Source organism: Thauera sp. 2A1, from assembly GCF_009469595.2.
Lineage (GTDB): Bacteria > Pseudomonadota > Gammaproteobacteria > Burkholderiales > Rhodocyclaceae > Thauera.
The window spans coordinates 11,861-38,174 of sequence record NZ_SSXV01000032.1 but is presented as its reverse complement, the minus strand read 5'-3'; the positions used below and the strand labels follow the sequence as shown (position 1 = coordinate 38,174).

24 protein-coding genes and 1 tRNA gene are annotated in these 26,314 nt (G+C 67.5%); 7 read left to right on the top strand and 18 right to left on the bottom strand.

Going from position 1 to position 26,314, the window contains the following annotated elements; translation table 11 throughout:
* Nucleotides 1-969, top strand: coding sequence for an alpha-ketoacid dehydrogenase subunit beta (locus GH664_RS20805; RefSeq protein WP_153170033.1), 969 nt, complete (start codon nucleotides 1-3; stop codon nucleotides 967-969).
* On the opposite strand, the gene aroQ is transcribed toward GH664_RS20805, so the two are convergent.
* The 6 genes from aroQ to GH664_RS20775 form a co-directional block, all read right to left on the bottom strand.
* Entirely contained in the window at nucleotides 947-1,384 is a 438-nt protein-coding gene (gene aroQ / locus GH664_RS20800) for a type II 3-dehydroquinate dehydratase (protein ID WP_153170032.1), read from the bottom strand. The two genes, GH664_RS20805 and aroQ, sit on opposite strands and share 23 nt — an antisense overlap.
* Nucleotides 1,385-1,548: 164 nt before the next feature.
* Nucleotides 1,549-2,517: an AEC family transporter gene (locus GH664_RS20795; RefSeq protein WP_228111649.1), complete on the bottom strand. Its 969-nt coding sequence runs from the start codon at nucleotides 2,515-2,517 to the stop codon at nucleotides 1,549-1,551.
* 61 nt (nucleotides 2,518-2,578) lie between these two features.
* On the bottom strand, nucleotides 2,579-3,907 hold the full coding sequence (locus GH664_RS20790) for an NAD(P)/FAD-dependent oxidoreductase (protein WP_153170031.1): 1,329 nt from the start codon (nucleotides 3,905-3,907) through the stop codon (nucleotides 2,579-2,581).
* Between the two features lie 203 nt (nucleotides 3,908-4,110).
* Nucleotides 4,111-5,160, bottom strand: coding sequence for an asparaginase (locus GH664_RS20785; RefSeq protein ID WP_228111648.1), 1,050 nt, complete (start codon nucleotides 5,158-5,160; stop codon nucleotides 4,111-4,113).
* A gap of 348 nt (nucleotides 5,161-5,508) precedes the next feature.
* Nucleotides 5,509-5,602, bottom strand: a tRNA-Ser gene (locus GH664_RS20780).
* A gap of 78 nt (nucleotides 5,603-5,680) precedes the next feature.
* The gene (locus tag GH664_RS20775; RefSeq protein ID WP_153170029.1) at nucleotides 5,681-5,851 is read right to left on the bottom strand and encodes a hypothetical protein; all 171 of its coding nucleotides are present in this window, start codon (nucleotides 5,849-5,851) and stop codon (nucleotides 5,681-5,683) included.
* 354 nt (nucleotides 5,852-6,205) lie between these two features.
* Here GH664_RS20775 and GH664_RS20770 point away from each other — a divergent pair, with 354 nt between their 5' ends.
* A complete protein-coding gene (locus GH664_RS20770) occupies nucleotides 6,206-6,502 on the top strand; it encodes a DNA-binding transcriptional regulator (RefSeq protein ID WP_153170028.1) in 297 nt (98 codons plus the stop codon).
* Between the two features lie 21 nt (nucleotides 6,503-6,523).
* Here the strand turns inward: GH664_RS20770 and GH664_RS20765 are convergent, their stop codons facing one another.
* The gene (locus GH664_RS20765) at nucleotides 6,524-7,414 is read right to left on the bottom strand and encodes a radical SAM protein (RefSeq protein ID WP_153170027.1); all 891 of its coding nucleotides are present in this window, start codon (nucleotides 7,412-7,414) and stop codon (nucleotides 6,524-6,526) included.
* Between the two features lie 86 nt (nucleotides 7,415-7,500).
* On the opposite strand from GH664_RS20765, the gene queD reads away from it, so the two are divergent.
* Nucleotides 7,501-7,944, top strand: coding sequence for a 6-carboxytetrahydropterin synthase QueD (gene queD, locus GH664_RS20760; protein ID WP_153170026.1), 444 nt, complete (start codon nucleotides 7,501-7,503; stop codon nucleotides 7,942-7,944).
* 37 nt (nucleotides 7,945-7,981) lie between these two features.
* Here the strand turns inward: queD and GH664_RS20755 are convergent, their stop codons facing one another.
* Genes GH664_RS20755 through GH664_RS20725 form a run of 7 tightly spaced genes read right to left on the bottom strand, consistent with a single transcriptional unit; the run spans nucleotide 7,982 to nucleotide 15,168 of the window.
* Entirely contained in the window at nucleotides 7,982-9,151 is a 1,170-nt protein-coding gene (locus GH664_RS20755) for a fatty acid desaturase (RefSeq protein WP_153170025.1), read from the bottom strand.
* 52 nt (nucleotides 9,152-9,203) lie between these two features.
* On the bottom strand, nucleotides 9,204-10,604 hold the full coding sequence (locus tag GH664_RS20750) for a mechanosensitive ion channel family protein (protein ID WP_153170024.1): 1,401 nt from the start codon (nucleotides 10,602-10,604) through the stop codon (nucleotides 9,204-9,206).
* Between the two features lie 2 nt (nucleotides 10,605-10,606).
* Nucleotides 10,607-11,182, bottom strand: a complete 576-nt coding sequence (locus tag GH664_RS20745) for a phospholipase D family protein (RefSeq protein ID WP_153170023.1) — start codon at nucleotides 11,180-11,182, stop codon at nucleotides 10,607-10,609.
* Nucleotides 11,175-12,530: an RsmB/NOP family class I SAM-dependent RNA methyltransferase gene (locus GH664_RS20740; protein WP_153170022.1), complete on the bottom strand. Its 1,356-nt coding sequence runs from the start codon at nucleotides 12,528-12,530 to the stop codon at nucleotides 11,175-11,177. The genes GH664_RS20745 and GH664_RS20740 overlap by 8 nt, the downstream gene beginning before the upstream one ends.
* Before the next feature lie 9 nt (nucleotides 12,531-12,539).
* Nucleotides 12,540-13,727: a DUF3108 domain-containing protein gene (locus GH664_RS20735; protein WP_153170021.1), complete on the bottom strand. Its 1,188-nt coding sequence runs from the start codon at nucleotides 13,725-13,727 to the stop codon at nucleotides 12,540-12,542.
* Nucleotides 13,728-13,740: 13 nt separating this feature from the next.
* Nucleotides 13,741-14,385: a phosphoribosylglycinamide formyltransferase gene (gene purN / locus GH664_RS20730; RefSeq protein WP_153170020.1), complete on the bottom strand. Its 645-nt coding sequence runs from the start codon at nucleotides 14,383-14,385 to the stop codon at nucleotides 13,741-13,743.
* 33 nt (nucleotides 14,386-14,418) lie between these two features.
* A complete protein-coding gene (locus GH664_RS20725) occupies nucleotides 14,419-15,168 on the bottom strand; it encodes a hypothetical protein (protein ID WP_228111647.1) in 750 nt (249 codons plus the stop codon).
* Nucleotides 15,169-15,278: 110 nt separating this feature from the next.
* Here GH664_RS20725 and mutL point away from each other — a divergent pair, with 110 nt between their 5' ends.
* Nucleotides 15,279-17,177: a DNA mismatch repair endonuclease MutL gene (gene mutL, locus GH664_RS20720; protein ID WP_153170019.1), complete on the top strand. Its 1,899-nt coding sequence runs from the start codon at nucleotides 15,279-15,281 to the stop codon at nucleotides 17,175-17,177.
* A 100-nt stretch (nucleotides 17,178-17,277) separates the two neighbouring features.
* On the opposite strand, the gene GH664_RS20715 is transcribed toward mutL, so the two are convergent.
* Complete coding sequence (locus tag GH664_RS20715; RefSeq protein ID WP_153170018.1) at nucleotides 17,278-17,949, bottom strand: DUF4124 domain-containing protein; 672 nt, start codon at nucleotides 17,947-17,949, stop codon at nucleotides 17,278-17,280.
* Nucleotides 17,950-18,821: 872 nt separating this feature from the next.
* A complete protein-coding gene (locus tag GH664_RS20710) occupies nucleotides 18,822-19,730 on the bottom strand; it encodes a DNA ligase (protein WP_153170017.1) in 909 nt (302 codons plus the stop codon).
* 219 nt (nucleotides 19,731-19,949) lie between these two features.
* Here GH664_RS20710 and miaA point away from each other — a divergent pair, with 219 nt between their 5' ends.
* The 3 genes from miaA to GH664_RS20695 all read left to right on the top strand — a co-directional run bounded on the left by miaA (nucleotide 19,950) and on the right by GH664_RS20695 (nucleotide 21,795).
* The gene (gene miaA / locus GH664_RS20705; RefSeq protein WP_153170044.1) at nucleotides 19,950-20,897 is read left to right on the top strand and encodes a tRNA (adenosine(37)-N6)-dimethylallyltransferase MiaA; all 948 of its coding nucleotides are present in this window, start codon (nucleotides 19,950-19,952) and stop codon (nucleotides 20,895-20,897) included.
* Nucleotides 20,898-20,923: 26 nt separating this feature from the next.
* Entirely contained in the window at nucleotides 20,924-21,469 is a 546-nt protein-coding gene (locus GH664_RS20700; RefSeq protein ID WP_153170016.1) for a DUF1415 domain-containing protein, read from the top strand.
* 101 nt (nucleotides 21,470-21,570) lie between these two features.
* Entirely contained in the window at nucleotides 21,571-21,795 is a 225-nt protein-coding gene (locus GH664_RS20695; protein WP_153170015.1) for a YdcH family protein, read from the top strand.
* A 133-nt stretch (nucleotides 21,796-21,928) separates the two neighbouring features.
* Here GH664_RS20695 and GH664_RS20690 read toward each other — a convergent pair whose 3' ends face one another.
* Nucleotides 21,929-25,003: an efflux RND transporter permease subunit gene (locus tag GH664_RS20690; protein ID WP_153170014.1), complete on the bottom strand. Its 3,075-nt coding sequence runs from the start codon at nucleotides 25,001-25,003 to the stop codon at nucleotides 21,929-21,931.
* Between the two features lie 11 nt (nucleotides 25,004-25,014).
* On the bottom strand, nucleotides 25,015-26,187 hold the full coding sequence (locus GH664_RS20685) for an efflux RND transporter periplasmic adaptor subunit (RefSeq protein ID WP_153170013.1): 1,173 nt from the start codon (nucleotides 26,185-26,187) through the stop codon (nucleotides 25,015-25,017).
* Between the last annotated feature and the right edge of the window lie 127 nt (nucleotides 26,188-26,314).

The window sequence follows — 26,314 nt, the reverse complement described above, 5'->3', positions numbered from 1 at the left end:
ATGACCACGATCACTGTCTACGACGCGATGGCGCAGGCACTCGCCGAGGAAATGCGCCGCGACGCCCGCGTGCTGATGTTCGGCGAAGGCGTCGCCACCAAGCGCACCGAGCTGCTTGCCGAATTCGGCAGCGCCCGTGTGCGCAATACACCGCTGGCCGAAGGCATCATTGCCGGCACCGCCGTCGGCGCCGCCGCGACCGGCCTGCGCCCAGTCATCGACCTGCTGTTCGCCCCCTTCCTGTGCTACGCGATGGACGAGCTGGTGAACAGCGCCGGCAAGCTGCGCTACCTGTCGGGCGGGCAGTTCGAATTCCCGCTGGTGGCGATCGCCATGACCGGCGCCGGCTGGGCGGTCGGCAGCCAGCACAACCACAACATCGAGGCCTGGTTCGCCCATGCGCCCGGGCTGAAGGTGGTGATGCCTTCCAATGCGTCGGACTTCAAGGGCCTGCTGAAAGCAGCGATCCGCGACGACAACCCGGTGCTGTTCTTCGTCGACATTGGCCTGCTGTACCAGCCCGGCGAGGTGCCCGACGGCGAGACGCTGGTGCCGCTCGGGCAGGCGGCCATTGCCCGCCCCGGGCAGGACGTGACCCTCATCTCCTACGCCAAGACGGTGCCGGTGTGCCTGCAGGCCGCCGACGCACTCGCGGCCGAGGGCATCTCAGCCGAAGTGATCGACCTGCGCACGATCAAGCCGCTGGACGAGGCGACGGTGCTGGCCGCCGCCCGACGCACCGGACGCGTGGTGGTCGTGCACGAAGCCTCGCGCACCTGCGGGGTGGGCGCGGAGATCGCCGCGCTGGTCGCCGAGCACGCCTTCGACAGCCTGAAGGCGCCATTGCGGCGCGTGACCGGCCCGGATGCGCCACCGCCGGCGAGCTATGCGCTGGAGCAGGCCTTCGTGCCGAGCGTCGACGCGGTCGTCGAGGCTGCGCATCAGCTCAGCGCAGCTTCGAGGCGATGAACTGCAGCGCCAGGTTGTAGCCCAGGGTTCCGAAGCCAGCCATGACCGCCTCGGCGACGTCCGACAGGTAGGAGTGGTGGCGGAAGGCCTCGCGCTTGTGCACGTTGGAGATGTGCACCTCCACGAAGGGAATTGCCACGCCGCCGATGGCATCGCGGATCGCCACGCTGGTGTGCGTATAGGCACCGGGGTTGATCAGCACGAACTTCACGCCCTCGAGCCGCGCCTGATGGATGCGGTCGACGATCGCCCCTTCGTGGTTGCTCTGGAAACACTCCAGTTCCAGCCCGAGCTGCTGCGCCTGCGCGCGCAACCCGTTCTCGACGTCGGCCAGCGTGGTCGAGCCATAGATGTGCGGCTCGCGCGTGCCGAGCAGGTTGAGATTGGGGCCGTTGATGACGAGGACTTTGCTCATGCGACGTATGCTCCTGTGTGGATGGCGGACCGCGCATCTCGCGGTCTGGCGGCGACACTTTAATGCAGCCCGGCCGACCGGCAACGCTGCGCATGCCGCTCGCGTGCGCGCTGCGCACAGCTTGAAGCAAGCGCCGGACGCGACCGACGCACGCCGTCGCAGCGCTACCCTGCCGCACCGATCAAGCCGGTCGCCTTCATCAGCCACACGGCCGCGCTGATCGTCAGGAAGGACATCACCGTGGTTGCCACCAGGGCCGCGGCGGCGACATCCTGCTGGCCGTATTTCTGCGCCACGATGGGGTAGATGCTCGCCATTGGCATGCAGGCGTTCAGGATCAGGGCGGCACGTATCCCGGGATCGACGCCCGGCACCAGCATCAGCAACAGGAACACCGCCAGCGCATGCAGGCCGAGCTTCCCGCCCATGATGAGGCCGATGTCGGCGCCCATGCCGCGCACGCTCAGCCCGGCCAGCGTGCCGCCGATGTAGAACAGCGCCACCGGCGCCGAAGCCGAGGCCAGCATATCCACCGCGCGCATCAGCGGCAGCGGAATGTGCAGGCCGAACAGGGAACACAGCACGCCCGCGACGATGCCCAGGATCATCGGATTGCGCGCCAGGCTGCCGAGGACGTTGCGCAGCACCTTGCCGGCGCGCGCCTGGCCGCTGCCGCCGATTTCCGCGATCGTCATCAGCAGCGGCAGCATGATCATGCTCTCCACCACCAGGTAGATCGCCAGATGGGCGCTCGCCGCCGCACCGAACAGGGGCTGGGCGATGGGCAGGCCGATGAAGGCGCTGTTCGACACCGCCATGCCCATTGCGCTCATCGCGCCGGCCTGCAGCCCGCGACGCTGCGCGAAAGCGGTGATGGCAATGCCGAGTGCTGCCACCAGCAGGGACGCGAGCACATACACCAGCAGCGCATGCGGGTCGATCAGCTCGCCCAGCGCACGCTGCGACAGCGCCTTGAACAGCAGCGCCGGCAGCGCGAAGCTGATCACGAACACACCGAGTGCACGCAGTTCGGCCGCCGCCAGCATGCGCAGGCGCACGGCACCGTAGCCGATGGCGATGAGGACGTAGATCGGCCCGGTGATGGCCAGGATGTCGAGCAGGTTCGCGAGCACGTCGTCTCCGTGGCGACTGGGCGCACCCTGCTCCGGCAGCAGCGGTGCGGCGTTTGCTACTTCAGTGGAGCTTGACGTGGGGCTCGGTACGCCGGGTAATCATGCGCGCCAGCGTGTCGAGCGTCACCTTGGCCCAGCCGTGCAGCGCAAGCTCGTGCATCTTGTAGAGCGACGCGTACATCAGCATCGCGAACTTGCCCTCGATGAACAGGTCGCCCTTGGCCAGCCCGCCCATCATGTTGCCCACGGTGCTGAACTTGCCCAGCGACACCAGCGAACCGAAGTCCTTGTAGCGGTAGTCCTGCAGCGGCTTGCCGTCGAGGCGGCGGCGAATCTGCTTGAGCAGGTGCGAGGCCTGCTGGTGCGCGGCCTGCGCCCGCGGCGGCACGAAGCCCTTGTTCTCCGGCCACGGGCAGGCGGCGCAATCGCCCAACGCGAAGATGTTGTCGTCGAGCGTGGTCTGCAGCGTCTGACGCACCGCGAGCTGGTTGATGCGGTTGGTTTCGAGTCCGTCGAGCCGGGTCAGGAATTCGGGCGCCTTGACGCCTGCCGCCCACACGACGAGTTCGGCAGGCAGCACGCGGCCGTCCGCCAGGCGCACGCCGTCCGGCAAGACCTCGGCCACCTTCGCGTTGGTATGCACATCGACGCCCAGTTCCCGCAAGAGATGCTCGGTGGACCTGGAAAGCCGCTCGGGCAGCGCCGGCAGCACGCGCGGCGCCGCCTCGATGACCGACAGCTTGATGTCCTTGTCCGCATCCAATCGGTCGAGGCCGTAGGCGACGACCTCGCGCGTGGTGTGATGCAGCTCGGCAGCGAGTTCGACGCCGGTCGCACCCGCGCCGATGATCGCCACATGCAGTTGCTCCGGCCGCAGCGGAGTTTTCTGCGCATGGGCGCGCACGCAGGCATTGACCATGCGGACATGGAAGCGGCGTGCATCGGCCGGCGTCTCGAGCTTGAGCGCATGCTCGCGCACACCGGGCGTGCCGAAATCGTTGCTGAGGCTGCCGACCGAGATGATCAGCGTGTCGTAAGGAAACGATCGCGCCGGCGTGACCTCGTTGCCGTCGTCGTCCATGAAGGGCGCAACATGGACCTCGCGCCGTGTGCGATCGAGCCCCGTCATCTCGCCGATGCGAAAGTGGAAATGGTGCCAGTGCGCCTGCGCCAGGTAGCCGACTTCGTGCTCGCCGATGTCCATGCTGCCGGCGGCGATCTCGTGCAGCTTGGGCTTCCAGATGTGCGTGCGCGTACGGTCGATCAGGGTGATATCGGCCTTGCCCTTGCGTCCGAGCGTGTCGCCAAGCCGGGTGGCGAGTTCGAGCCCCCCGGCGCCGCCGCCGACGATGACGATTCTGTGCAGTTGATCTTGGACTCGCGCGTTCATTCTTGACCTCGGTGGGGGCGCCGGTCGGGCATAAAATCTCGAGAATATCAGCAAACTCAAGCGCCGAGACAGGGCACGCGTCGCGCAAAAACAACAGCTTGCAGCATAACGGGCGCCCAGCAAGGCGAAGGATCATCGCACGCCCCGCATCGACTCCGCCGCCACGCCAGCCGTCAGTGTGCGCCACGCGCCCGCCGATGCAATCAATAGCGCCGGAAGCACTCCCGGATGGCCTCGCTATCGCGCGTCACGCACAAGGCCAGCATCAGCAGGATGCGCGCCTTCTGCGGGTTGAGAGAATTCGCGGCGATGGTGCCGAGCACCGCATCGTCCGCTGAATCGGTCACCACGCCCTGCCCCACCCGGCTCGCCCGCACGAAGGTCACGCCCTGGCGCTGCGCCGCCTCGGCGCCCAGTCGCGCCGATGGCGACAGGCTGCCATTGCCGGTCGCCGCAAGCACGATGCCACGCGCCCCGCTGTCGATGGCTGCGCGATATGGATGCGTGCCGGCGCCGAGGTAATCGAAAATGATGTCGACCTGCGGGAGTTCGGTGATGTCCGCGAGCGAGAACTCGCTGTGCAAGGTATGCCGCCGCGTGGGCGCATTGAAGAAGTGCACGACGCCGCCAGTGATCTCGCCAAGGCTGCCCTGCTCCGCCGAGACGAAGGCATCGGTCGCGATGGTGTGCGACTTGGTGACATGGCGCGCCGCACCGATACGGTCGTTGAGCGTCACCAGCACGCCCTTGCCTGCCGCCTCCGGGCAGGTCGCAAGGCGGAACGCGTTCAACAGGTTCAGCGGACCGTCGGCGCTCAGCGCGCTCGCGGGCCGCATCGCCCCGACCACCACCACCGGCTTGGCGCTGTCGAGCACCAGGTTGAGGAAATAGGCGGTTTCCTCCAGCGTGTCGGTGCCATGCGTGATCACCACGCCGTCGATCGCCGGATCCTCGAGCAGGGCCTGGGTGCGTCGCGCGATCGCCAGCAGCCCGGCGGTGTCGATCTCGTGGCTTTCCACGTTCATCAACTGCTCGCAGCGCACCTCGGCCAGTTCGCGGATCTGCGGCACCGCGTCGAGAATCGCCTCAACCCCTTCCGTGACGCGGTAATCATTGAGCTGGGCGGCATCGGGAGCGGAAGCCGCAATCGTGCCCCCGGTGCCGAGCAGCGCGATGCGCGGCCGCGCTGCAGCCGGCAGCGAAGAAGCCGGGCTGCCGGCAGGCGGCGTGGAGTTCGTCGTGGTGGGAGTCATGGAAACATATGCCCGGTCAGACATGCAGCGAAGCACGAAGGCATGCCCTCGTGACTCGACAAGATGAAGCCGGCCCGATTGTATGGGAAGACGCCTCGCGAGGTGAGTCGGCCATCGGGCCGGCGCCGGGGCTGTCACCCCTCGTCCGCGGCAAGTGGCCCTTGCGGCAAGCTCCGCTGCAGCGCCGGAGGATTTCGTCGGCATCAAGGGAGCAATTCGACTACCCGAAGCAAACGCCCAAACAAAAGCCCACCTGGAACCGCCAGACGGTGGTTCCAGGTGGGCTTTGCTGGGATCAGGTGCATGACCGTCGTCGCAGACAATCAACGAAGCACTGATTTTGAAGCTTGGCGGAGACGGAGGGATTCGAACCCTCGATGCGAGTTTTAGCCCGCATGCTCCCTTAGCAGGGGAGTGCCTTCGACCTCTCGGCCACGTCTCCTAAAAGAAGGCGCGATGATAGCGAGTCGCCGCGCGCGGGTCAAACGCTATGTCAGCTCGATGGCCACGGCCCTCGCCTCTACCGTGGCGCAAGCGCGGCGCATTCCATCTGCTTCTTGTCGATGCGGGTTCCGATGTCGCGTTCGGTGATGGCGGCCGCCTTGGGTGCGGACATTGCGGCCAGGCCCCATGCCGCGCCTCGCGAAAGCGATACCGGCACCGCGGCTCGATGCTGAACTATCGGCACCATCGACATATCCAACTCGCGCAGTGCAGGCGACGAGGCCTGCCCGGGCGGAGCCCGCCCGTTGCGAGGATCGGCAGGCGCAGGCAAGTGCGGCGGGGCGCGAACTGAGCTCGAACACGACAGGCAAGTGACACGGCGCGGCAGCAAGCCGACACGACGCCGGTCACATTTCACGGTTCAGGTGAATATCACTTACGGTTAACCCGCATTTCATGGAAATGCACATTGAATTTATGCGGAAAGCTGGTCTATACTTCGCATGCGATATAACTTTAGTAGTATCAAGTTACGGCATCAGGGCATCAAGCCGGCACACACGGCATTTGCCAGTCCAGTCCACATCAACGGGGCGAAATCATGACCAAAAGCACAGACAAGATCGACGTACGCGAAATCCGCCGCAAGCTCGGGATGAACCAGTCCCAGTTCTGGTCCAAGATCGGCGTGACGCAGAGCGGCGGCTCCCGCTATGAGAGCGGCCGCAACATTCCCCGGCCGGTACAGGCCCTGCTTCGCCTGGTCCACATCGAGCAGATCGATATCGAGAAGGTCAGGAAGGACGACGTGGACGTGGCGGAATACCTGAAGGCGACCAACCCCGATCTGTACAAGTCGCTCAAGAAGGAAGCCCGCGCCAAGCGCAAGGAGCGCTGAGCCTGGCGGGTCATGAAGCCATCAGGGGCTGACGCGGACCGTCAGCCCCTGCTTTCTCATGCGCGCCCCGATGTCCTCGAGTTCGTCGGGCTCAAGTGGTGACAGCCGCGCGGCTTCCGGTTGCATGGACGGGCGCGCGATGCCGTACAGCAGCACACCCTGCAGGCGATCTAGCCCAGCCGCGCGCAGCACGGCGAGGTAGGCGTCCACATCCGCATCGGATGGCGCCATTCCATCCCAGCGGAACATGCAGGTCTGCACCCAGGTATCACAAAGCTGAGCGCAGCGCGCCAGATTGCGGGCAACGACTTCGGGCGTCAGGTTGACGCCGTTGATGCGCTCGATGGCGGCAGTGCTGCCGCCATCGACCTTGAACCACACCTCACCCCCCGCCTCGCCCAGCCGCCGCACGCCTTCCTGCACACGCGCCTGACCCATCAGGCTGCCGTTGGTGATCAGGCGCACCGGCACGCCCCCCGGCCCTCCTTCGCTGCGAGGGCCGCCGAGGCCAAATTCCTCGCGCAGGCGCAGCACCAGGTCCACTGCCTCGCGAAACTCCTCCGCGCTCGTCGGCTCGCCGTTGCCCGAGAACGCGATGTCGCGGATCACGCGCGCACCTTCCGGCGCATGCCGCAGCAGCCAGTCACCATGGACGAGTTCGTGCAGAAAGCAGCGCAGTTCCTGCTCCAGCACCTGCAGGTCGATCACCGGCGCCTTGCCGCGCACCAGGCCAGGCACCTGGCAGTAGGCGCAGTGCCAGTTGCAGGCGTTGTTGGGATTGAGGTTGATGCCCACCGACACGCCGCCCGCACGCCGGGACAACACCGGATAGACGTAGGTGAGACCGGCGAGGTCGCGGTCGTGATTAATCACCGAAAGCGGCTTCGCAGCCGTGGAAGAATCAGAATTCATCGTTTGCTCAATCACTTGCAACTTCGGCCAAACGGCCTGCGGATGCGGGGGTGGTATAATTCGCGCCCCTGGAACCGAGGTTCATCATGCGCATCACCCGCCGTCTCGAATTCGATGCCGGACACCGCATCCCCGATCACGCCAGCCAGTGCCGTCATCTGCACGGCCACCGCTATGCGGTCGAAGTGACGCTGTCGGGCGAGATCATCAAGGCCGACGGTCTGCCGGTCAATGGCATGGTGATGGACTTCGCCGACGTGAAGCGCGTTGCCAACGACCTCGTGGTCGGCCAATGGGACCACGCTTTCCTGGTCTATCGAGGCGACACGCTGGTGGCTGATTTCCTCGCCAGCGTGCCGGGCCACAAGACGGTGGTGCTCGATGTGGTGCCCACTGCGGAGAACCTCGCCGCCGAAGCCTTCCGCATCCTCGATCCGGCCTACCGCGACGTCTACGGCAACCATCTGCGCCTCGAGCGCGTGCGGCTGTACGAAACACCCAACTGCTGGGCGGACGCCGTGCGCGCCTGACGGGCCTCGAAACGCGTCCAGGTCCGCTCCCCGCAGATCAAACTGCGTAGCGGCGCAGACGCAGCGAGAACTCGCGGAGCTGGTCGATGCCACTCTGCTCGGCACGCGCCACCCAGTCGTGCAACTGCGCCAGCAGTTGTTCGCGCGTCGCGTTCGAACGCGCCCACAGGGCGTTGAGCTCTTCCCGCATCGTCACCACGGTGAGCAAGGCCTGGCTGCTGGCGACCAGGCCGCGCAACTGTTCCTTCTCGCCATCCTTCAGGTGGCGCTCCTCGCCCGACAGCACCCAGCGCTTGAGCGCGGTGACGTCGAAGCGGCCGGCGTGGCTCGCCTTCAGGCGCTCGACCTCTACCGTGCACACCCGCTTCAGCGAGCTCATGTAGCGCGTCATGACGTCGTAGCGGTGGGTGACGATGGCTTGCAGCATGTCGAAATCCGGCGCGAGCCTGGGCTCGCCGAACTTCGGCGTGGGGATCACTTTCTTGGCCCTGGCCAGCCCCAGCGTCTCGAGCAGGCGGATGTACATCCAGCCGATGTCGAATTCGTACCACTTCGCCGACAGCTTGGCCGAGGTGGCGAAGCTGTGGTGGTTGTTGTGCAGTTCCTCGCCGCCGATCAGGACGCCCCACGGTACGAGGTTGCGCGACGCGTCGGTGCAGTCGAAGTTGCGGTAACCCCAGAAGTGTCCGATGCCATTGACGACGCCCGCCGCCCAGAACGGGATCCACACCATCTGCACCGCCCAGATCGTCAGCCCGATCGGCCCGAAGGCGACGAGGTCGATGACCATCATGACCGACACGCCGAGCACCGAATGGCGGTAGACGTTACGTTCGAGCCAGTCGTCCGGCGTGCCGTGGCCGTAGCGCTGCAACGTGTCGGCGTTCTTCGCCTCGGCACGGTAGAGCTCCGCCCCCTGCCACAGCACCTTGCGCAGACCACGCGTCTGCGGGCTGTGCGGATCCTCTTCGGTCTCGCACTTGGCGTGGTGCTTGCGATGGATGGCCGCCCACTCCTTGGTGACCATGCCGGTGGTCAGCCACAGCCAGAGGCGGAAGAAGTGGCTGGCGAAGGGGTGCAGGTCGAGCGCCCGATGCGCCTGATGACGGTGCAGGAAGATGGTCACCGAGGCAATGGTGACATGCGTGAGAGCCAGGGCAACGACAACGTAGCTCCACCATGGAAGATCGAACAAGCCGCTGTACATTCTTTTAAATATCCTTTTGATTCATGATCTTGAAGCCCTGGTGACGCGACGCCTACGCCGCCGTGCCGGCTTGCGCGAGCCCGGTCGGGGCTCCGCTTGTGGGCGCATCCTGATCGTCCCCGCGGTTCATCACCACGGCGCCCACGACACGCACTTCCCGCTGCGGGAAGGGAATGCTGATGCCCTCGCGCTTGAAGCGCCGCCACAACTCCAGGTTGATCGCGGAGGTGATGCCCAGCGTGCCCTCCTCGGGGTCTGCGATCCAGCACAGCAAGCGCAGGTCGATCCCGCTCTCGCCGAAGCCGGCGAGAAAGCCCTTGGGCGATGGTTCGGGAAGCACGCGCGGATGCGCACCAGCAACTTCGACCAGGATCGCCAGCGCACGTTCCACGTCGACCTCGTAACCGACCTGAATGGAGATCGGCAACGAGACCTTGGTGTCGCTGAAGGTCTCGTTCTGCACCACCGACCCGACCAGCGTCTCGTTCGGGATGATGGATTCGATGCCGTTGCCGGCCTTCACCACCGTGTAGCGGGTGGTGATCTCGCGCACCACGCCGCGATCGTTGCCGACGGTGATCAGGTTGCCGATGCGGATGGAACGGTCGAGCAGGATGATGAAGCCCGACACGTAGTTGGCGGCGATCTTCTGCAGGCCGAAACCGAGGCCCACCCCCAGCGCGCCGCCGAACACCGACAGGGTGGTCAGGTCGATGCCCACCATCGGCAGCGCCACCAGCACCGCGACGACGATCAGCAAGGCCTTGGTGATGCGGGTGAGCACGGTGCGCATGTTGGCATCCAGCCCGCTCGCCGTGACGATGCGGCGCTCCAGCAAGCCGGCCACCCAAAGGGCGACGAGCACCGTCAGCAGCACCATCGCCAACCCCTGCACCAGCATCCACAGCGTCAGCTTCTGCGTGCCCATGGAGAAGGACACCGTCTCCAGCGCATCGATCACACGGGGCAGCCAGCCCAGGATGTGCAGCGCAACCACCGACCAGGCCAGCGCCGCGAAGCTCTTCTCGAATCCGCCGAGCCAACTCGAGGCACCGCCCACTGCCTGGCGCACCGTATACACGACGATACGGATCACGGCCATCGACGACAGCAGGGGCACGGCGAGATCGAGCAGGTGCACCTTGTGGTACTGCGCCAGCACCGCGCGCGTGACGAGCACGAGGATCAGGGCCGACAGCGGGAACACCACCCGGCGCAGGCCACTGCGGCCGAAACGCAGCGCGGCGTTCATGTCCTCGAGGACAGCGCCGCCGGTCCGTTGCCGCACCAGGCGCTGTATCAGCCAGCCGCCCAGCAGACAGGCCAGCAGCGCGCCCACCTGCCACAGCACGAAGGGGTCGTGGAGATCGTCCCAGATGTTTCTCAACAGCGAGGCGAATTCGGTCGTCACGGCTTCGGCGGTTGCGGGGATCGGCTGCACGGGTCCTGCCATCGTCATGGGCTCCAGGGTAGCTGGTTGATCGGGGTGGCGGCTGCGCGATGACGCTGCCAGTTGTCACGGTAGGCGTCGGCCAGCGCGCAGTGCCGGCGCAGCACGAGCAGATTCTCGGCGTTGCGGTTCTGCGCCGACCAGGTGAAGTTGTAAGAACCGGTGACCACGGTGCAGCCGGGGCCGTCGGCATCGGCGATCAGCACCTTGTTGTGCGCCGCGTTGTAGTCGGTTTCCAGCGCCACCGGGATGCCGGCCTCGAGCAGCCGCGGCAGCGCGTTGCCCCTGGCGCGGCGGTTCATCGCTGCGTCGGCCAGCACCTCGACCCGCACGCCGCGCCGCTTCGCCGCCACCATGGCGTCGGCGATGTTGCGGCTGGTGAAGGCGTAGGCCTGGACGAGGAGACTGTGCCGCGCGTCGCGGATCACGTCGATGAGGAGCCCTTCCGCATCGTTTTGCGGCGTGAACGCCACTTCCACTTCACCACGCGCCTCGAAGCGCTGGCCGGCGAGCGCAGATGTCGCCGCAGCGAGCGCAAGCAGGCACGCTGCGCCCGCCGCGAATCTTCGTCGATCAGGCATCGCCGACGCGCTCCAGCACCGCGGCGAAGAAGCCGTCGGTGTCGTGCGTGGCGGGCGACAAGCGCAGGCGCTCGCCCGTCTGCAGTGGCACGCCCTGCTTCTCGAGCACGGCCTGCGCAGACAGCGGCCGGAATTCGGGATGTGCGGCGATGAAGGCATCGACCACGCCGTCGTTCTCTTCCGCCAGCAGGCTGCAGGTCGCATACACCAGGCGGCCGCCGGGACGCACCAGCCGGGCCGCAGCGGCGAGGATTGCGCCCTGCTTGGCCACCATCTCGTCGACCGCCGCCGCGCTCTGGCGCCACTTCAGGTCCGGATTGCGACGCAGCGTGCCAAGCCCGCTGCACGGCGCATCCACCAGCACGCGGTCGGCCTTGCCGGCGAGGCGCTTCACCTTGGCGTCGTTCTCGTGCGCGATCAGCACCGGATGCACGTTGCTCAGCCCGGCACGCGCCATGCGTGGCTTGAGCTTGGCGAGGCGCTTGTCCGACACGTCAAAGGCGTACAGGCGCCCGGTGGAGCGCATCATCGCCCCCAGTTGCAGGGTCTTGCCGCCAGCGCCGGCGCAGAAATCGACGACCAGTTCACCGCGCTTCGGTTGCACCAGCAGGCCGAGCAACTGGCTGCCCGCGTCCTGCACCTCGAAGCTGCCGTCCAGGAACAGCGGGTGCTTCTGCAAGGCCGGTTTGCCGGCCAGGCGGATGGCCTGCGGCGACAGCGCGCCCGCCTCCGCGCCGATGCCGTCCTCGCGCAAGCGCGCCAGCACCGCGTCACGGTCGGCCTTCAGCACATTCACCCGCAGATCGAGCGGCGCCGGCCGGTTCAGACTGTGCGCCAGCGCCAGCAGCGTGACCTCGTCATGCGTGGCCAGCAGGCGCTCGACCAGCCAGTCGGGCAGGTCGGCGCGCTCGGCCAGCGCGCCCTCCTCCAGCTCGGCCGCCTTGATGCCGGCCAGCCAGTCGCGTTCGGTCGCCGAGGCCAGGCCTTCGAAGGCTCGCATCGGCCAGCCTTCGCCGCGCGCGCACCAGGCCAGCAGCAGCTCGCGCGGCGTCGCGCGGTCGCCGGCCAGGCGGCGCAGCCAGCGCAGGCGGCGCAGCACGCCGTAGACGGTCTCGGCGATGAAGGCGCGGTCGCGGTGGCCGAGTTCTCGATTGTCGCGAAAATGCCGCGACAGCACCGCATCGGCCGGATGCTCGAAGCTCAGCACCGCGCCCAGCGCCTGCGTCGCCTGGATGAAGAGCACGCGCGACACCGCGCCTTCGGCCTTGCTGGCGGCTGCCTTGTCGGATTTGGCCGCGCCGCCGTGCGGTTTCGTCGCGGGGCGCTCGCCCTTGTTGTGTCTTTCCATATCGTTGAATCAGTTCCGGTAAAGGTCTTGCTGCAGCCCGGGAGGCTGCTGGGGTTCTTCCTTGAGTTCGATCATCTCGGGCTCACCCGCCGCGGCGGCCACCGCGTGGCCCGCGACCGCCGCTTCGTCAGCCGGCGGTGCCAGCCGCAACTGGATCGCCTGCTGGTCGAGCGATTCACCCTCGTCATCGACCAGCCGGATGCGCACCGGCAACATGCCGTAGTTCTTCGCCAGCCAGATGTCGATCGTGAGGCTGCCATCGGTGGCCCTGGCGCGCAGGCGCAGGGTGTCGAGCCGGCCGATCGGCAATTTCGCGTTCTCGGCACCCACCACCTCGAGTTGGGCCGGCTTGGCGGCCTTGTTGCTGACCACCATGATGGTCTTCGGCAGGCCCGCCGCGCCGACGATGCCGATCTGGTGCCACAGGCTCAGCACGTCCTGGTCGCCCGGGCGGACTTCGGCCGAGCGCCGCTCGCGCCCGTCGCGGCGGATGCTGACACGGCCCGCGGCCCAGTCGAACTCGGCGCTTTCCGGCTTCTTGCCGCCCTGCTCCACGCTGAAACGCAAGGGCTTGAGGCCCTGCGGGCCAAGCTCGCCCTCGCTGCGCTGCACATAGTGCAGGCTGCGCATCAGGCCGATCAGACCAGTGGTCTGCAGCAGGGTTTCCATGCGGTAGTGGTGTTCGTCGTGCGACCAGTGGTGCTGCGCCTGGCCAACTTCGAAGCCCTTGTCACCCATGAAGACGCGGAACACGATGCTGCCGCGATCCGGCCAGCCTTCGCTGTCGACAGCGTCGGCCTGCACGCCCTTCTCCGCAACCTGCATCGGCGCAGCCGGCGCGACCGCCTCCTCGGCCGTGGCGGTCATCGGCGGCAGTGCGGGCGCATCGGGCGTGGCGTCGGTCTTCGTGTCCGACGGTGCCACCATGGCCACCGGCGCAGGTGCGGCGGGCGGACGCGGTTTTGCGATCGGCCTGGGTCGCGGCGCAGGCGGCGCGCGCAGCGCCTCCTGCGGGCGCACTTCAGGGGCTGGCGCAGGTGGCCTCACGACGGGCGGCGGCTCGATCAGGCGCGCCTGCATCACCGGCGGCAGCTCGGGCTCGACGCGCGGGGCGAAGGCGAAGTCGCCGCCAACCAGCGCCACGCCGTGCAGCAGCACGGAGATCCCCAGCGCGGCAATTGCAGTGCGTCGCATCATCGCTCGTCGTCGCTCAGCATTCGAGGGCCGGAACCGTCCACGCGGATTCGTCCGGCCGCTCGTCGCGCAGCCTGACCCGGCCATTCGCGTCCACGCTCAGGCGGCCTTCGGCGAACCAGCGCACCACCTGCGGGTAGATGCGGTGCTCCTGCGCCAGCACGCGCGCGGCCAGCGTCCTTTCGTCATCCTGCGGATGAACCGGCACGACCGCCTGCACGACGATGGGGCCGCAATCCAGCGTCGGCGTCACGAAATGCACCGTGGCGCCGTGCACCCGCACGCCCGCCTCCAGCGCCCGCCGATGCGTGTGCAGCCCCGGGAAAGCGGGCAGCAGCGACGGGTGGATGTTGATCAGGCGGCCGGCATAGCGACGCACGAAGTCGTCGGTGAGCACACGCATGAAACCGGCGAGCACGACGAGGTCAGGCTGGTAGGCGTCGATGGTTTCGGCCAGAGCCGCATCGAACGCGGCACGGTCCGCGAATCGCTGGTGGTCGACCACCGCGCAGGCAATGCCGTGCTCGGCGGCGAAGGCCAGGCCGGACGCGTCGGGCCGGTTGCTGACGACCGCGGCGACGCGCACTCCAGGGATCGCCGCGCGCACGATGGCTTCCATGTTGCTGCCACGACCGGAAATGAGGATGACGATGGACTTCATTGAATACGGGTTGGAAAAGGTTTGCCGACCGGATCAGGGTATCGGCAGGAATACGGCTGTCGCCAGGTTCTGGACCACGCGGGTGACGGTGCGTTCCGTCTGCTCCTCGACGATGTCGGTGAGAGTGTCCAGCGAACCGATGACGCGCCCGAACTCGCGCTCGAAGCTCAGGTTGGCCCCCGGATGAACGGCGTCGCCCGGCTGATTGGACAGCAGCAGCAACTCGCCCCGCTCGTCACGCGCCGCCGCGAGCTTCCACGCCGCGATCTCGACATTGCGGGCCGCATTGTAGAGGCGCTGCGCGTCGAGAGCATCCAGCATGAAGAATTCGTCCCGATCACCGAAGGCCGTCTGCACCATGCTGCCCAGCCCGACGACGAAAGCCTGCACACGGTCGCCGCGAAACTCCGGGTGCAGCGCCACGCGCAGGGCATCGAGGTCGCGCCGGTTGCCCAGCGACGCGAAGCGCCAGTGATGCGGCGCATCGAAGATGCGCGCCACCGCGGCATCGATGCTGTCCGCGCCCGACTTGCGCCATTCGCGCGGATTGCGCTTGTACAGCTTCACCGCCAGCCGTCTCAGGCTGGCGAAGATCTGCTGCTGGTGCGCTTCCGCGACACGATTGAAATCGCTCTTGAGCAGATGCTGTGGCGCATAGCTCGACAGCTTGCCCGCCTTTGGCGCCGAGCCAGGCGAGGAACAGGCGAGCATCGCGCCGGCCAGCATCCACAGCACGACGCGGCGGGCGCCCGGAACGCATCCCCTGCCTGCTGAACGTGCCATCGGCTGGCGTCCTCTGCGCGGTCTCACAACCATGATACCGGAGGCGAGGCGGGCGGTCTGCCCGGGCGGCGCCCGTATAATCGACCGCCTGTAACCGGAACGCCGCCTCGATGACCGTCATCCAACGCCTGTCAGACCTGCTCATCAACCAGATTGCCGCCGGCGAGGTGGTCGAGCGGCCGGCCTCGGTGCTGAAGGAGGTGCTGGAAAACGCCGTCGATGCCGGCGCGCGCGCCATCGAGGTGCAGCTCGAGCAGGGCGGCGTGCGCCGAATCCGCGTGGCCGACGACGGCTGCGGCATCGGCCGCGAGGATCTCGCGCTGGCGCTGGAGCGTCACGCCACCAGCAAGATCGCCAGCCTCGACGACCTCGAGCGGGTGGGCACGATGGGCTTTCGCGGCGAGGCGCTGGCGGCGATCGCGGCGGTGGCGCGCACCACCATCACCAGCCGCGGAGAAGGCGAGGCGCACGCCTGGCGCATCGACGGCAACGACCGCCAGACAGAACCCGCAGCGCTGAACCAGGGCACGGTGGTCGACGTCGCCGATCTCTATTACAACACCCCGGCGCGGCGCAAGTTCCTGAAGTCCGAAGGCACCGAGTACGCCCATTGCGACGAGGTGTTCCGTCGTGTCGCGCTCGCACGCCCCGACGTCTGCATGCAGTTGTCGCACAACGGTCGCGTGGTTCATCGCCTGCCACCGGGGGCGCCTTTCGCGCGCATCGGCGCGCTGATGGGCGACGACTTCCTGCTGCATGCGCGCGAAGTGCAGGCCGAGGGCGGCATCCTGCGCCTCACCGGTTTCGCCTCGCTGCCGGCGTATTCGCGCGCCAGCCGCGACGCTCAGTATTTCTTCGTCAACGGTCGCTTCGTGCGCGACAAGCTGCTCGCCCACGCGGTGCGTGAGGCCTACGCCGACATCCTGCATGGAAGTCGCCATCCAGCCTATGTGCTGTTCCTGGAGCTCGACCCGGCAGGCGTCGATGTCAACGTGCATCCCGCCAAGATCGAGGTTCGCTTTCGGGAATCCCGCGCGGTGCATCAGTTCGTGTATCACGCGCTGAAGCGGGTGCTGGCCGAATCGGGTGCGGCACAGGCTGGCGACCATTCCGCATCGTCCCATTTCGCATCGGCCACGGGCGGCATCGCAGGCGCCGCATTCGCCAGCGCCTCGCCGGCCCCCAGCCTCGGCGGGGCGGCAACGGGCGGCGCAGCGGCCGATTTCGCCCCCGCGACATTCCAGCCAGCCGGCAATTCGAGGCCCTGGCCCGCACCCGCACCACAACAAGGCCGCCTCGCCATGGAGTCGGCCAGCCGTTCGTACTTCGACTTTGCCGCCGGCGCACGCAGCGCGGCCACCGGCGTGACGCCGATGGCTGGCTCCGCCGCCCCCCTGTCGGCGACCTCGCTGCCAGCCGGCGACATCGCGCCGCCGCTGGGCTATGCGCTGGCGCAACTGCACGGCATCTACATCCTGGCGCAGAACGCCGCCGGCCTGATCCTGGTGGACATGCATGCCGCGCACGAACGCATCCTGTACGAGAAGCTGAAGACCGTGCTCGACGGCCGGCCCTCGGTGCAGCGGCTGCTGATTCCGGCCGTGTTTTCGGTCAGCGCCAGGGACATGGCCGCCGCCGAGGACTGCGCCGACGTGCTGGCCGGCATGGGCTTCGAAGTGTCGGCCGCAGGCCCGCAGGAACTGGCGGTGCGCAGCGTGCCGGCGCTGCTCGCCAACGCCCCCGTCGCCGAACTGATGCGCAAGCTGCTGGAGGAGCTGCGCGAATTCCCCGCCTCGGAGGTCGTCACCACCCGCCGCAACGAGCTGCTGGCGACGATGGCCTGCCACGGCGCAGTGCGCGCCAACCGCCAGTTGACCATTCCCGAGATGAACGCGCTGCTGCGCGACATGGAAGCCACCGAGCGCGCCGACCAGTGCAACCACGGCCGCCCGACCTGGACCCAACTCACCATGGCCGACCTTGACCGCTTCTTCATGCGCGGACAGTAGGTTAGGTCCCGCCCGCCTGCGCCGGCTCCACCCCGCATGAGAGCGGACCCGGCCGTGATTTCCCGGCGTTTTCACCACATGGGCCGAGCTTGCGGCCGGGTCAATCATCCGCCTGGCGTGCGGGCAGTCGGCGCTCGAGCTGGCGCGGTGCCTGCAAAGATCGATCCGGATTGATCGGCAGCACCGGCTTGGGCATCCCGCCCAAAGCCGGCGCGGTCTGCCCCGGGCGTGGCGGGCGCTCGGCCGCACGGTAGCCGTCGCCATTGTGGCGTGGAGAATGCCCATCGCGCGGCGGACGATGAGGGTGGAAGGTGCGCGGCGGAACAACGATGTACCCGGTACTACGGGGGTTCCCTTCGTCGTCGCAGGGCTCGCGAAACCGCACCTCGCACTCCGCCCGCGCCTTCTCGCGCGCACGGAGCGCCTGCTCCTGCGCCTCGCGCTCGTCCTCCACTCGCTCCTCGGCCTCCCGGCGCAAACGCTTTTCCTGCTCCAGCGCCGACTCCAGCCGCTCGATGCGACGCGTGGTGTCGGCCGCCTCGGCAGGGCGAGCAGGCACCGCCGGCACCACCGTGACGCCACCACGCTCCAGCATTTCCGCCTTGACGCCAGGCGGCGGCTGGCCGCCGTAATTCACGCGCCCGTCGCGGTCCACCCAGCGATAGATCGCGTCGCCGGCCAACGTCCACGCGGGCGCGCAACAGGCCAGCCCACAGGCCACCAGCGCTGGCAGTGCCCGTCTCGATAGCGGAAGGCGCCTCATCCACTGCATGTCACGCTCCACGCGTGCGTTCGGACCCGATGATCATACCGCCGCATCCCGCCCCGCACCCGTCGTGCCGCGGGCGGCTCGTTTTCCCCAGGCGCCGTGAATGAAGCCCGGGATAAGCTGTGCACAAGTGCCGCAAGTCATTCACTCGAAAGGCGAATCGGGCGCTGCCTCCAAATCGGGCAGCGCGGCCGGCGATTGGCGGGCGCGGTCCGCACCCATGCGCTCGCGATGACGCAAGCACCAAAGCAAGAAGCCCATGTTGGCTGGACATGGGCTTCGCGAATCTTTGACCCTGGCACTTCAGGCCAAGGCAATCGGCAGTTTGCCGTTCGGGTACTACGCGGTCATCTCTTCGAACTGCGGCGGACTTTCAACCATTCAGCCTCCAGTTGGGTTGTTGCTGGGAGGCCCGACCAAGCATCCGTCAGGCTTCGATTTCAGATTACTCCTCTGACCGGAAAAGTCCACTGCCTCAAGGGACTTCCTCCATAGAATCAACATCTCCCAAACTGCTCGCGCCATTGCCTGCATTTATCCACGGACCCTGTGGATAAGCTTGGGAGTAGCGCTTGAGCAGGCTCCGCAAGGTGCTGATGCGTAACGTATTCACAACGACTGCCCGTTTTTTGCGCAGCCGCTGGGGATGTGCGGCGTGCAGCTCACCCTTTGCGGCATCACAAGCCAGGCCGCTCGCCCGTCACGCCGTCATACCTTGCCGCCGGGATGTGGATGGTTTCGCGTTTTCCCCAACCGACGTGAACACCCACCGGGAAAAGCTGTGGAAAACAGTGGCAAGTGGATGATCCGAAAGGCGGGCCGGTCAGCGCCTCAATTTTGTGCAGGACGTCACAGCGTGGCATGAGGCTTGCACTTCAAGGCAGCACGCGCTCGCGAAGGAAGCGCGGAAAGCGCGGCAGCCCCTGCCCCGTCAGTTCACGATAGCGGTAGGTGACCATGGCACCGATCTGTGGCGGGTTGCGCCGTGCCGCATCGCTGAGCCCGGAACCGATGCGAAAGCGCCGGCCATCGAGCGATTCAACCAGCAGCGCGCCAACGCTGCCGGCAAGCCTTCCCTTGCCGGGCACATGCGCAACGACGCGCGCCTCGGCATCGAGCCAGGGTGTGAGCTTGCGCAGCGCTTCGCTACGACCGGGCGACCAGGCCGCGTCGGCGCGGTGCAGCATCAGACCCTCACCGCCCGCTGCGACGGTTGCGGCCATGCGCCGGGCCAATTCGGTGCGATCGTGTACGCGAAACTGCGCTACGGCCTGCAGCCAGGGCGCGTGCTTCCGCTCCTCGGCAATGAGGGCATCAATGCGCTGCACGCGCTCGGTGAAGGTACCGGCATCCCCCGGCAGGTCGAAGATCATGTAGCGCACCTTGCGCCACTGCGCATCATCGGGTGCGTCGCGGCGCACGATGCCGGACAGAGCCTCGAATTGCCCGCGGCCCAGCCACAGCTCGCCGTCGAGGGGCCGCGCAGGCAAGGCCGCGACGAACCAGGACGGGGCTGGAATCGGCAACCCGCTACGGAATCGCAGCCGCCTGCCGTCCCAGTGCGCTCGCACGCCGTCAAGCTTCTCGCTGACCCAGTACCGGGCAGGATCAAGCGCGTCGTCCCAGCGCTGCGCCAGCATGAGCGCCGGCGCGGCGTCCGCTGCCACATCGTGCGGGGCGGGCGTGCCGCCGACGGACGTGGTCGAACTGGCGCCGAAGGGTAGCGCCGAAAGCAGCGCGGCAGCGAGCAGGCGCAGCGCAAGCACGGGGATGCGATGGAACATGTTCATCAGCCTCGGTCTGGAAGACGAACAGCATAAATTTTTTTTGCATATTCCGGGAAATTGTCGCACGACAGGAGTGGACGCCCGCGGGCAAGCGGCCGCGCGCCGGCCTTTGCGCACCGGCGCTGCGCCGGCGGATAATGCCGACCTCGCCAGCCCCTCTGCCACGCACCGCCCGCTTCCGTGCCCGCTTCCGCGCCCGCTTCCTGCGACGACGATATCGGCTTGCCGCCCGCCCTGCTGCTGCTCGGCCCCACGGCGAGCGGCAAGACCGCGTGTGCGCTGGCCCTGGCGCGCGAGCTGCCGGTGGAGATCGTCAGCGTCGATTCGGCGCTGGTGTATCGCGACATGGACATCGGCACGGCGAAGCCCAGCGCGGAGGAGCTGGCAAGCTGCCCGCATCACCTGATCGACATCGTCTCGCCGGAAGAAGCCTATTCCGCCGCGCGCTTCCGCACCGACGCCATCCGGCTGATGGGCGAGATCAATGCGCGCGGCCGTATCCCGTTGCTGGCGGGCGGCACCATGCTGTATTTCAAGGCCTTGCGCGACGGCTTGTCCGATCTGCCCGCAGCCGACGCCGACCTGCGCCGCGCCATCGACGAAGACGCTGCCGCGCGCGGCTGGCCGGCGCTGCATGCCGAACTGGGCGCGCTCGACCCGGCCGCGGCCGCGCGCCTGGAACCGACCGACGCGCAGCGCATCCAGCGCGCCCTGGAGATCGTGCGCGTCACCGGCCGGCCGCTCGCCGAAGGCTACGCCAGGAAGGAAGACGACACGCTGCCGTGCCGGCTGCTGCCGATCGCGCTGGCGCCGTCCGATCGCAGCGTGCTGCACGAGCGCATCGCGCAGCGCTTCGACGCCATGCTCGCCGCTGGCCTCGCCGACGAGTTGCGCACGCTCCGTGCGAAATACCGGCTCGAGCCGGGCATGCCGTCGATGCGCTGCGTGGGCTACCGGCAGGCCTGGGAATTCCTCGACGGCCACATCGACAGCGACACGCTGCGCTTCAAGGGCATCGCCGCCACCCGCCAGCTCGCCAAGCGCCAGCTGACGTGGCAGCGCCAGTTCCGCGAAACCTGGCCTGGACTGGTGGAACTCGATTGCCTGCGGACCGACCTGCCAGGGGCGGTGCGCGACGCAGCGCAGCGCCTGCTCGACCACTGATTTCACAAGCAAGGAAGACCCCGCTCATGGACCAGCAGATCATCGACGACGTGCGCACCTGGCTCGACGACGTCGTCATCGGCCTCAATCTCTGCCCGTTCGCCGCCAAGCCGCGCAACGAGAACCGCGTGCGCATCGTCGTCAGCCATGCGCAGACCGCTGAAGGGCTGCTCGACGACTTGCAGCGCGAACTCGAGCACCTCGCCGACACGCCGGCCGCCGAGCTGGAAACCACCCTGCTGGTGATCCCCGACATGCTCGAAGACTTCGCCGACTACAACGACTTCCTCGACGCGGTGGATCTGTGGCTGGAGCAGTTCGGCTGGGAAGGCGAACTGCAGGTGGCGAGTTTCCATCCGCACTACCAGTTCGCCGACACCGAACCCGACGACGCAGGAAACCTCACCAACCGCTCACCCTGGCCGCTGCTGCACATCATCCGCGAGGAGAGCCTGGAGAAGGTCATCGCGCACTACCCCGATGTGGATGGCATCCCCGAGCGCAATGTCCGGCGCATGGAGGCGCTGACGGCAGAGGAGCGCAGGCGCTTGTTCCCTTACCTGTTCGGCTGATGCTCGCCGTGGCGGCTGGCGCCTCATCCAGCCGAGGAGTAGAGTGGTGGCGAAAGTTCAGGTTCTGGTTTCTTCCTTAACCGCCTCGCCGGAGTGTGCCTATGTTCCCTGAGTACCGCGACCTGATCACCCAGCTCAAGACCAACGACCGTCACTTCCTGCAGTTGTTCGACCGCCACAACGCGCTCGACCAGCAGATCAAGAACATCGAATCGCATATCGAGCATGCCACGCACGAAGAAGTGGAAGTGATGAAGAAAGAGAAGCTGCTGCTGAAGGATCAGATGTACGCGATCCTGAAGAAGTCGCAGGTAGTCGCGACGTAAGCAGCTTCGCATGCAGTGCGGCCTCGGCGCCGCAACGAGCCCAGCCCCGCCCCCGGATCCTGTCCGAGCGCGGGGTTTCGCTTTTGTTGAGGGTGCTGCGCTTGTTGCGGGCGCGGCGTGAACCACCGCCGGCTCAGGCCGACGCCGCAGACGGCTCGGCGTCGTCGATGGCCTCACGCTCACGGCGTGCGAGCAGCGTATACACCGTCGGCACCACGAACAACGTAAAGAACGTACCCAGCAGCAGGCCGCCGACGATGACCCAGCCGATCTGCTGCCGACTCTCGGCACCGGCACCGGTCGCCAGCGCGAGCGGGACCGAGCCCAGCACCATGGCGCCCGTCGTCATCAGGATGGGGCGCAGCCGCAGCACGGCCGCTTCGACCACTGCATCGCGCAAGGCGCCGCCGCCATCGCGCAACTGATTGGCGAACTCCACGATCAGGATGCCGTGCTTGGTGATCAGACCCACCAGCGTCACGAGGCCGATCTGGCTATACACGTTGAGCGTGCCACCGGTCAGCCACAGCGCAAGCAGCGCGCCGGCCATGCTCAGCGGCACGGTCAGCATGATGATGAAGGGGTCGCGGAAGCTCTCGAACTGCGCCGCCAGCACCAGGTAGATGAAGGCGAGCGCGAGCACGAAGGCCAGCGCCAGGCTGGACGAGCTCGTCCTGAACTCGCGCGACTGGCCGTCGTAATCGGTCCCGTAGCCGGGCGGCAGGATGCGCGCCGAGGTGTCCTCCATCCATTTCAGTGCCTCGCCCATGGCATAGCCCGGCGCCAGGTTGGCCGAGATCGTCACCGCGCGGCGCTGGCCGAAGTGGTTCAGCTCGCGTGGCGCGACCGACTCATGCACTTTCACCAGGCTGGCGAGCGGCACCATCTGCCCGCTCTTCGAACGCACGAAGATGTCGCGGATGTCGCGCGGGCCGACTCGGCTGTCGGCCGCCACCTGCACGACCACATCGTACTGCTCGGCCTCCTGCTTGTAGCGCGTCACCTGGCGGCCGCCGAGCATGGTCTCCAGCGTGCGACCGATCACGTCCACCGGCACGCCGAGGTCGGCGGCACGGTCGCGATCCACATCCACCGCGAGTTCGGGCAAGGTCAGCTTGAGGTCGGTGTCCGGCGACAGGAAGCCCGGATTGCGGCGCATCTCGTCCAGCATGCGCTCGGTGAGACGCGCGAGCTCGTCGTAAGACTCCGACGTGGTGATGACGAAGCTCACCGGCCGCGAGCGCGGGCTCTGGCCGAAGGAGGCCGGCTGCACCGGGAAGGCGTTCACGCCCGGGATGGCGCGCAGCCTGGGCTGCAACTCGGCGGCGATCTCGCTCGCCTTGCGGCTGCGTTGCTTCCAGTCCTTGAAGCCGACGAAGGAGATGCCCTGCGACACCGTCGGGTTGCCTGCGATCACCAGGTAGCGATCAACTTCGGGCAAGGCGGCGTAGATGTCCTCGATCTCCTTCGCGTAGCGCCCGAGATAGTCGATCGTCGCCCCTTCCGGCCCGCTGAAGATGCCGATCACCCGACCGCGGTCCTCCAGCGGCGCCAGCTCCGATTTGAGCTGGCCCAGCAGCACGCCTGCACTGCCCGCCACCGCCACGAAAGCCAGCATCACCAGCCAGCGCGCATTCAAGGCACGCTGCAGCACGGCCCGGTAACCTTCGGTCATCCAGGTGAGGAAACGCTCGATACCGTTGTAGATCGGGCCATGCCTGGGCTCGTGGCGCAGCAGCTTCGAGCACATCATCGGCGACAGCGTCAGCGCGACGAAGCCCGACACGATCACCGCGCCCGCCAGCGTCAGTGCGAACTCGGTAAACAGCTTGCCGGTGCGCCCGGTCATGAAGGCGACCGGCGCATACACCGCGGCGAGCGTGATCGTCATCGCCACCACCGCGAAGCCGATCTCCTTCGCGCCCTTGAACGCCGCGGCGAGCGGCGGCATGCCTTCCTCGACGTGGCGGTAGATGTTCTCCAGCACCACGATCGCGTCGTCCACCACCAGGCCGATCGCCAGCACCAGCGCCAGCAGCGTCAGCGTGTTGATGGAGAAGCCGAAGGCGAACATCAGCGTGAACGCGCCCACCAGCGACACCGGGATCGTCACCAGCGGGATCAGCATCGCGCGCCAGTTGCGCAGGAAGAACAGGCACACCACCGCGACCAGGATCACCGCCTCCCAGATCGTGGAGAACACCGCGGAGATCGAGCGGTCGATGAACACCGTGGTGTCGTTGGCGATCGCCATCGTCATGCCTTCGGGCAGCTCGGCCTGCAGGCGCGGCATCATGTCGTCGAGCGCGCGCTTGACGTCGAGCGGATTGGCGGTCGACTGCTTGATGAGCCCGATCGACACCGCCGGCTTGCCCATGAAGCGTGCGGCGGTGCGCTCGTCGCGCGCTGCCACCTCCACCCGCCCGATGTCGCGGATGCGGACCGGATAGCCGTCGGGCGTGGCAGGCTTGCGCACGACGATCGCCTCGAACGCCGCCGGCTCGGCCAGGTCGGTGCGCGCCACCACCGCGAACTCGCGCTTCTCGCTTTCGATGCGGCCGGCGGGCAGTTCCACGTTCTGGCGGCGGATCGCGTCCTCCACGTCCTGCGCGGTGAGCTTGAAGGCGGCGAGGCGGTCGCGGTCCAGCCAGATCCGCATCGAGTAGCGGCGCTCGCCGAACAGGCGCGCATCGGCCGCCCCCGGCAGTGTCTGCATGCGCGGCTTGACGATGCGGTTGGCGAAGTCGCTGATCTCCAGCGGGCTGTGCCGGTCGGAGAAGAACGCCACCCAGATGATGGGGTTGGCGTCGGCCTCCACCTTGGCGATCACCGGCTCGTCGATGTCATTGGGCAGGCGCTTGCGCACGCGCGACACACGGTCGCGCACGTCGGCGGCGGCGCTGTCGGCACTGCGCTCGATGCGGAAACGCACGGTGATCTGGCTGCGCTCCTGGCGGCTGATCGACGACAGCACGTCCACGCCCTCGATGCCGGCGAGCGAGTCCTCCAGCGGCTTGGTGACCTGGGACTCGATGATCTCCGCGCTGGCACCGGTATAGGTGGTGTCCACCGTCACCACCGGCTCATCGATGTTCGGATACTCCCGCACCGTCAGGCGCGAGAACGCCATCAGCCCGACCAGCAGCACCAGCAGCGACAGCACCGTGGCAAACACCGGACGCTTGATGCAGATCTCGGACAGCACCATGGCCTGTTCCCTCAGCGCGTGACCGTCGCCTGCGCTGCCGGCGACGCCCCTCCGGCTCGCGCGTCCCGCTGCACGATCTGCACCGGCACGCCATCGCGCAGCTTGAGCTGGCCGGCGGTCACCACCAGGGCGTCGGGCAACAAGCCGGCGACGATCTCCACCATCGCGTCCCTGCGCATGCCGGTCTTCACCTCGGTGCGCTGCGCCTTGCCGTCCACCACCCGATAGACGAACTGCACATTGCCGGGTGCCGGCACGAGCGCCTCTTCCGGCACCAGCAACGCATCTGCACGCTGGTCGAGGATCAGCCGCACGCGCACGAACATGCCGGGGCGCAACCGTCCCTGCGCGTTCTGCAGGCGGGCGCGCAGCACGACGGCGCGGCCCTGCGCATCCACCAGCGGGTTGATCGCATCCACCGTGGCGGGGAAGCGCTCGCCGGGCAGCACGTCGCTGCTCACCTCCAGCGTCTGGCCAGCGCGGATGCGCCCGAGGTAAAGCTCGGGCAAGCGGAAATCGACCTTCAGCGTGGCGATGTCCTCGAGATTGACCAGCGCGTCACCGTCCTTCACGAAGTGGCCGGGGCTCACGTCACGGATGCCGACAACGCCGGCGAAGGGAGCGCGGATCTGCGTGCGCTCCAGCCGTGCCTGCGCCAGCGCGGTGGTCGCGCGCGCAACTTCCAGCTGCGAGCGCGCCGTGTCCAGGCTGCTCTGGCTGACGAACTTGCGCGCGAACAGATCCTCCGTGCGGCGGATGTTGGCGTCCGCCAGCCTCAGGCTGGCCTGCGCCTGCTGCAGCTCGGCGCGCTGCACCGCGGCGTCGAGTTCCACCAGCACGTCGCCCTTCCGCACCGCAGCTCCGTCGCGGAAACGGATCGCCGAGATCCGCCCCGCCACCTCGGGCCGCAGCACGACGGACTCGTTCGACACCAGCGAACCGACCGCGGTGACATCGTCGGCCATCGCCCGCTGCTCCACCGCCCGCACCTCAACCTGTACCGGCCCACCCGGCGCCGCCTGCCCGCCCGCAGCCGGTGTGCCGCCAGCGGCGGGCGCGCTGGGAGTCGCTGCCGATGGCGCGGCCGCACCGGTGGGACGGTGATTCGCATACCAGGCGAGGGCGCCGAGGCCGACGAGGCCGGCCAGGCTGAAGACGATGACGAGATGACGGCTGGATGACATGAAGGCGCGAAGGACGTGAGCGGCGTGGCTCGTGCAGGCACGGGAGGGGGCGCGGCGGCCTCGAGTCAGCCCCGGGGCCGCCCGGCGCGGCGGATGACGCAGTTTAAGGACAAACGCGCCGGCTGTC

Bases quoted from the DNA above. Each gene is read 5' to 3' on its own strand.
- GH664_RS20805 (WP_153170033.1), top strand. From the start codon at position 1: ATGACCACGATCACTGTCTACGACGCGATGGCGCAGGCACTCGCCGAG.
- aroQ (WP_153170032.1), bottom strand. From the start codon at position 1,384: ATGAGCAAAGTCCTCGTCATCAACGGCCCCAATCTCAACCTGCTCGGC.
- GH664_RS20790 (WP_153170031.1), bottom strand. From the start codon at position 3,907: ATGAACGCGCGAGTCCAAGATCAACTGCACAGAATCGTCATCGTCGGC.
- GH664_RS20785 (WP_228111648.1), bottom strand. From the start codon at position 5,160: ATGACTCCCACCACGACGAACTCCACGCCGCCTGCCGGCAGCCCGGCT.
- GH664_RS20775 (WP_153170029.1), bottom strand. From the start codon at position 5,851: ATGGTGCCGATAGTTCAGCATCGAGCCGCGGTGCCGGTATCGCTTTCG.
- GH664_RS20770 (WP_153170028.1), top strand. From the start codon at position 6,206: ATGACCAAAAGCACAGACAAGATCGACGTACGCGAAATCCGCCGCAAG.
- GH664_RS20765 (WP_153170027.1), bottom strand. From the start codon at position 7,414: ATGAATTCTGATTCTTCCACGGCTGCGAAGCCGCTTTCGGTGATTAAT.
- queD (WP_153170026.1), top strand. From the start codon at position 7,501: ATGCGCATCACCCGCCGTCTCGAATTCGATGCCGGACACCGCATCCCC.
- GH664_RS20755 (WP_153170025.1), bottom strand. From the start codon at position 9,151: ATGTACAGCGGCTTGTTCGATCTTCCATGGTGGAGCTACGTTGTCGTT.
- GH664_RS20750 (WP_153170024.1), bottom strand. From the start codon at position 10,604: ATGGCAGGACCCGTGCAGCCGATCCCCGCAACCGCCGAAGCCGTGACG.
- GH664_RS20745 (WP_153170023.1), bottom strand. From the start codon at position 11,182: ATGCCTGATCGACGAAGATTCGCGGCGGGCGCAGCGTGCCTGCTTGCG.
- GH664_RS20740 (WP_153170022.1), bottom strand. From the start codon at position 12,530: ATGGAAAGACACAACAAGGGCGAGCGCCCCGCGACGAAACCGCACGGC.
- GH664_RS20735 (WP_153170021.1), bottom strand. From the start codon at position 13,727: ATGATGCGACGCACTGCAATTGCCGCGCTGGGGATCTCCGTGCTGCTG.
- purN (WP_153170020.1), bottom strand. From the start codon at position 14,385: ATGAAGTCCATCGTCATCCTCATTTCCGGTCGTGGCAGCAACATGGAA.
- GH664_RS20725 (WP_228111647.1), bottom strand. From the start codon at position 15,168: ATGGCACGTTCAGCAGGCAGGGGATGCGTTCCGGGCGCCCGCCGCGTC.
- mutL (WP_153170019.1), top strand. From the start codon at position 15,279: ATGACCGTCATCCAACGCCTGTCAGACCTGCTCATCAACCAGATTGCC.
- GH664_RS20715 (WP_153170018.1), bottom strand. From the start codon at position 17,949: ATGCAGTGGATGAGGCGCCTTCCGCTATCGAGACGGGCACTGCCAGCG.
- GH664_RS20710 (WP_153170017.1), bottom strand. From the start codon at position 19,730: ATGTTCCATCGCATCCCCGTGCTTGCGCTGCGCCTGCTCGCTGCCGCG.
- GH664_RS20700 (WP_153170016.1), top strand. From the start codon at position 20,924: ATGGACCAGCAGATCATCGACGACGTGCGCACCTGGCTCGACGACGTC.
- GH664_RS20695 (WP_153170015.1), top strand. From the start codon at position 21,571: ATGTTCCCTGAGTACCGCGACCTGATCACCCAGCTCAAGACCAACGAC.
- GH664_RS20690 (WP_153170014.1), bottom strand. From the start codon at position 25,003: ATGGTGCTGTCCGAGATCTGCATCAAGCGTCCGGTGTTTGCCACGGTG.
- GH664_RS20685 (WP_153170013.1), bottom strand. From the start codon at position 26,187: ATGTCATCCAGCCGTCATCTCGTCATCGTCTTCAGCCTGGCCGGCCTC.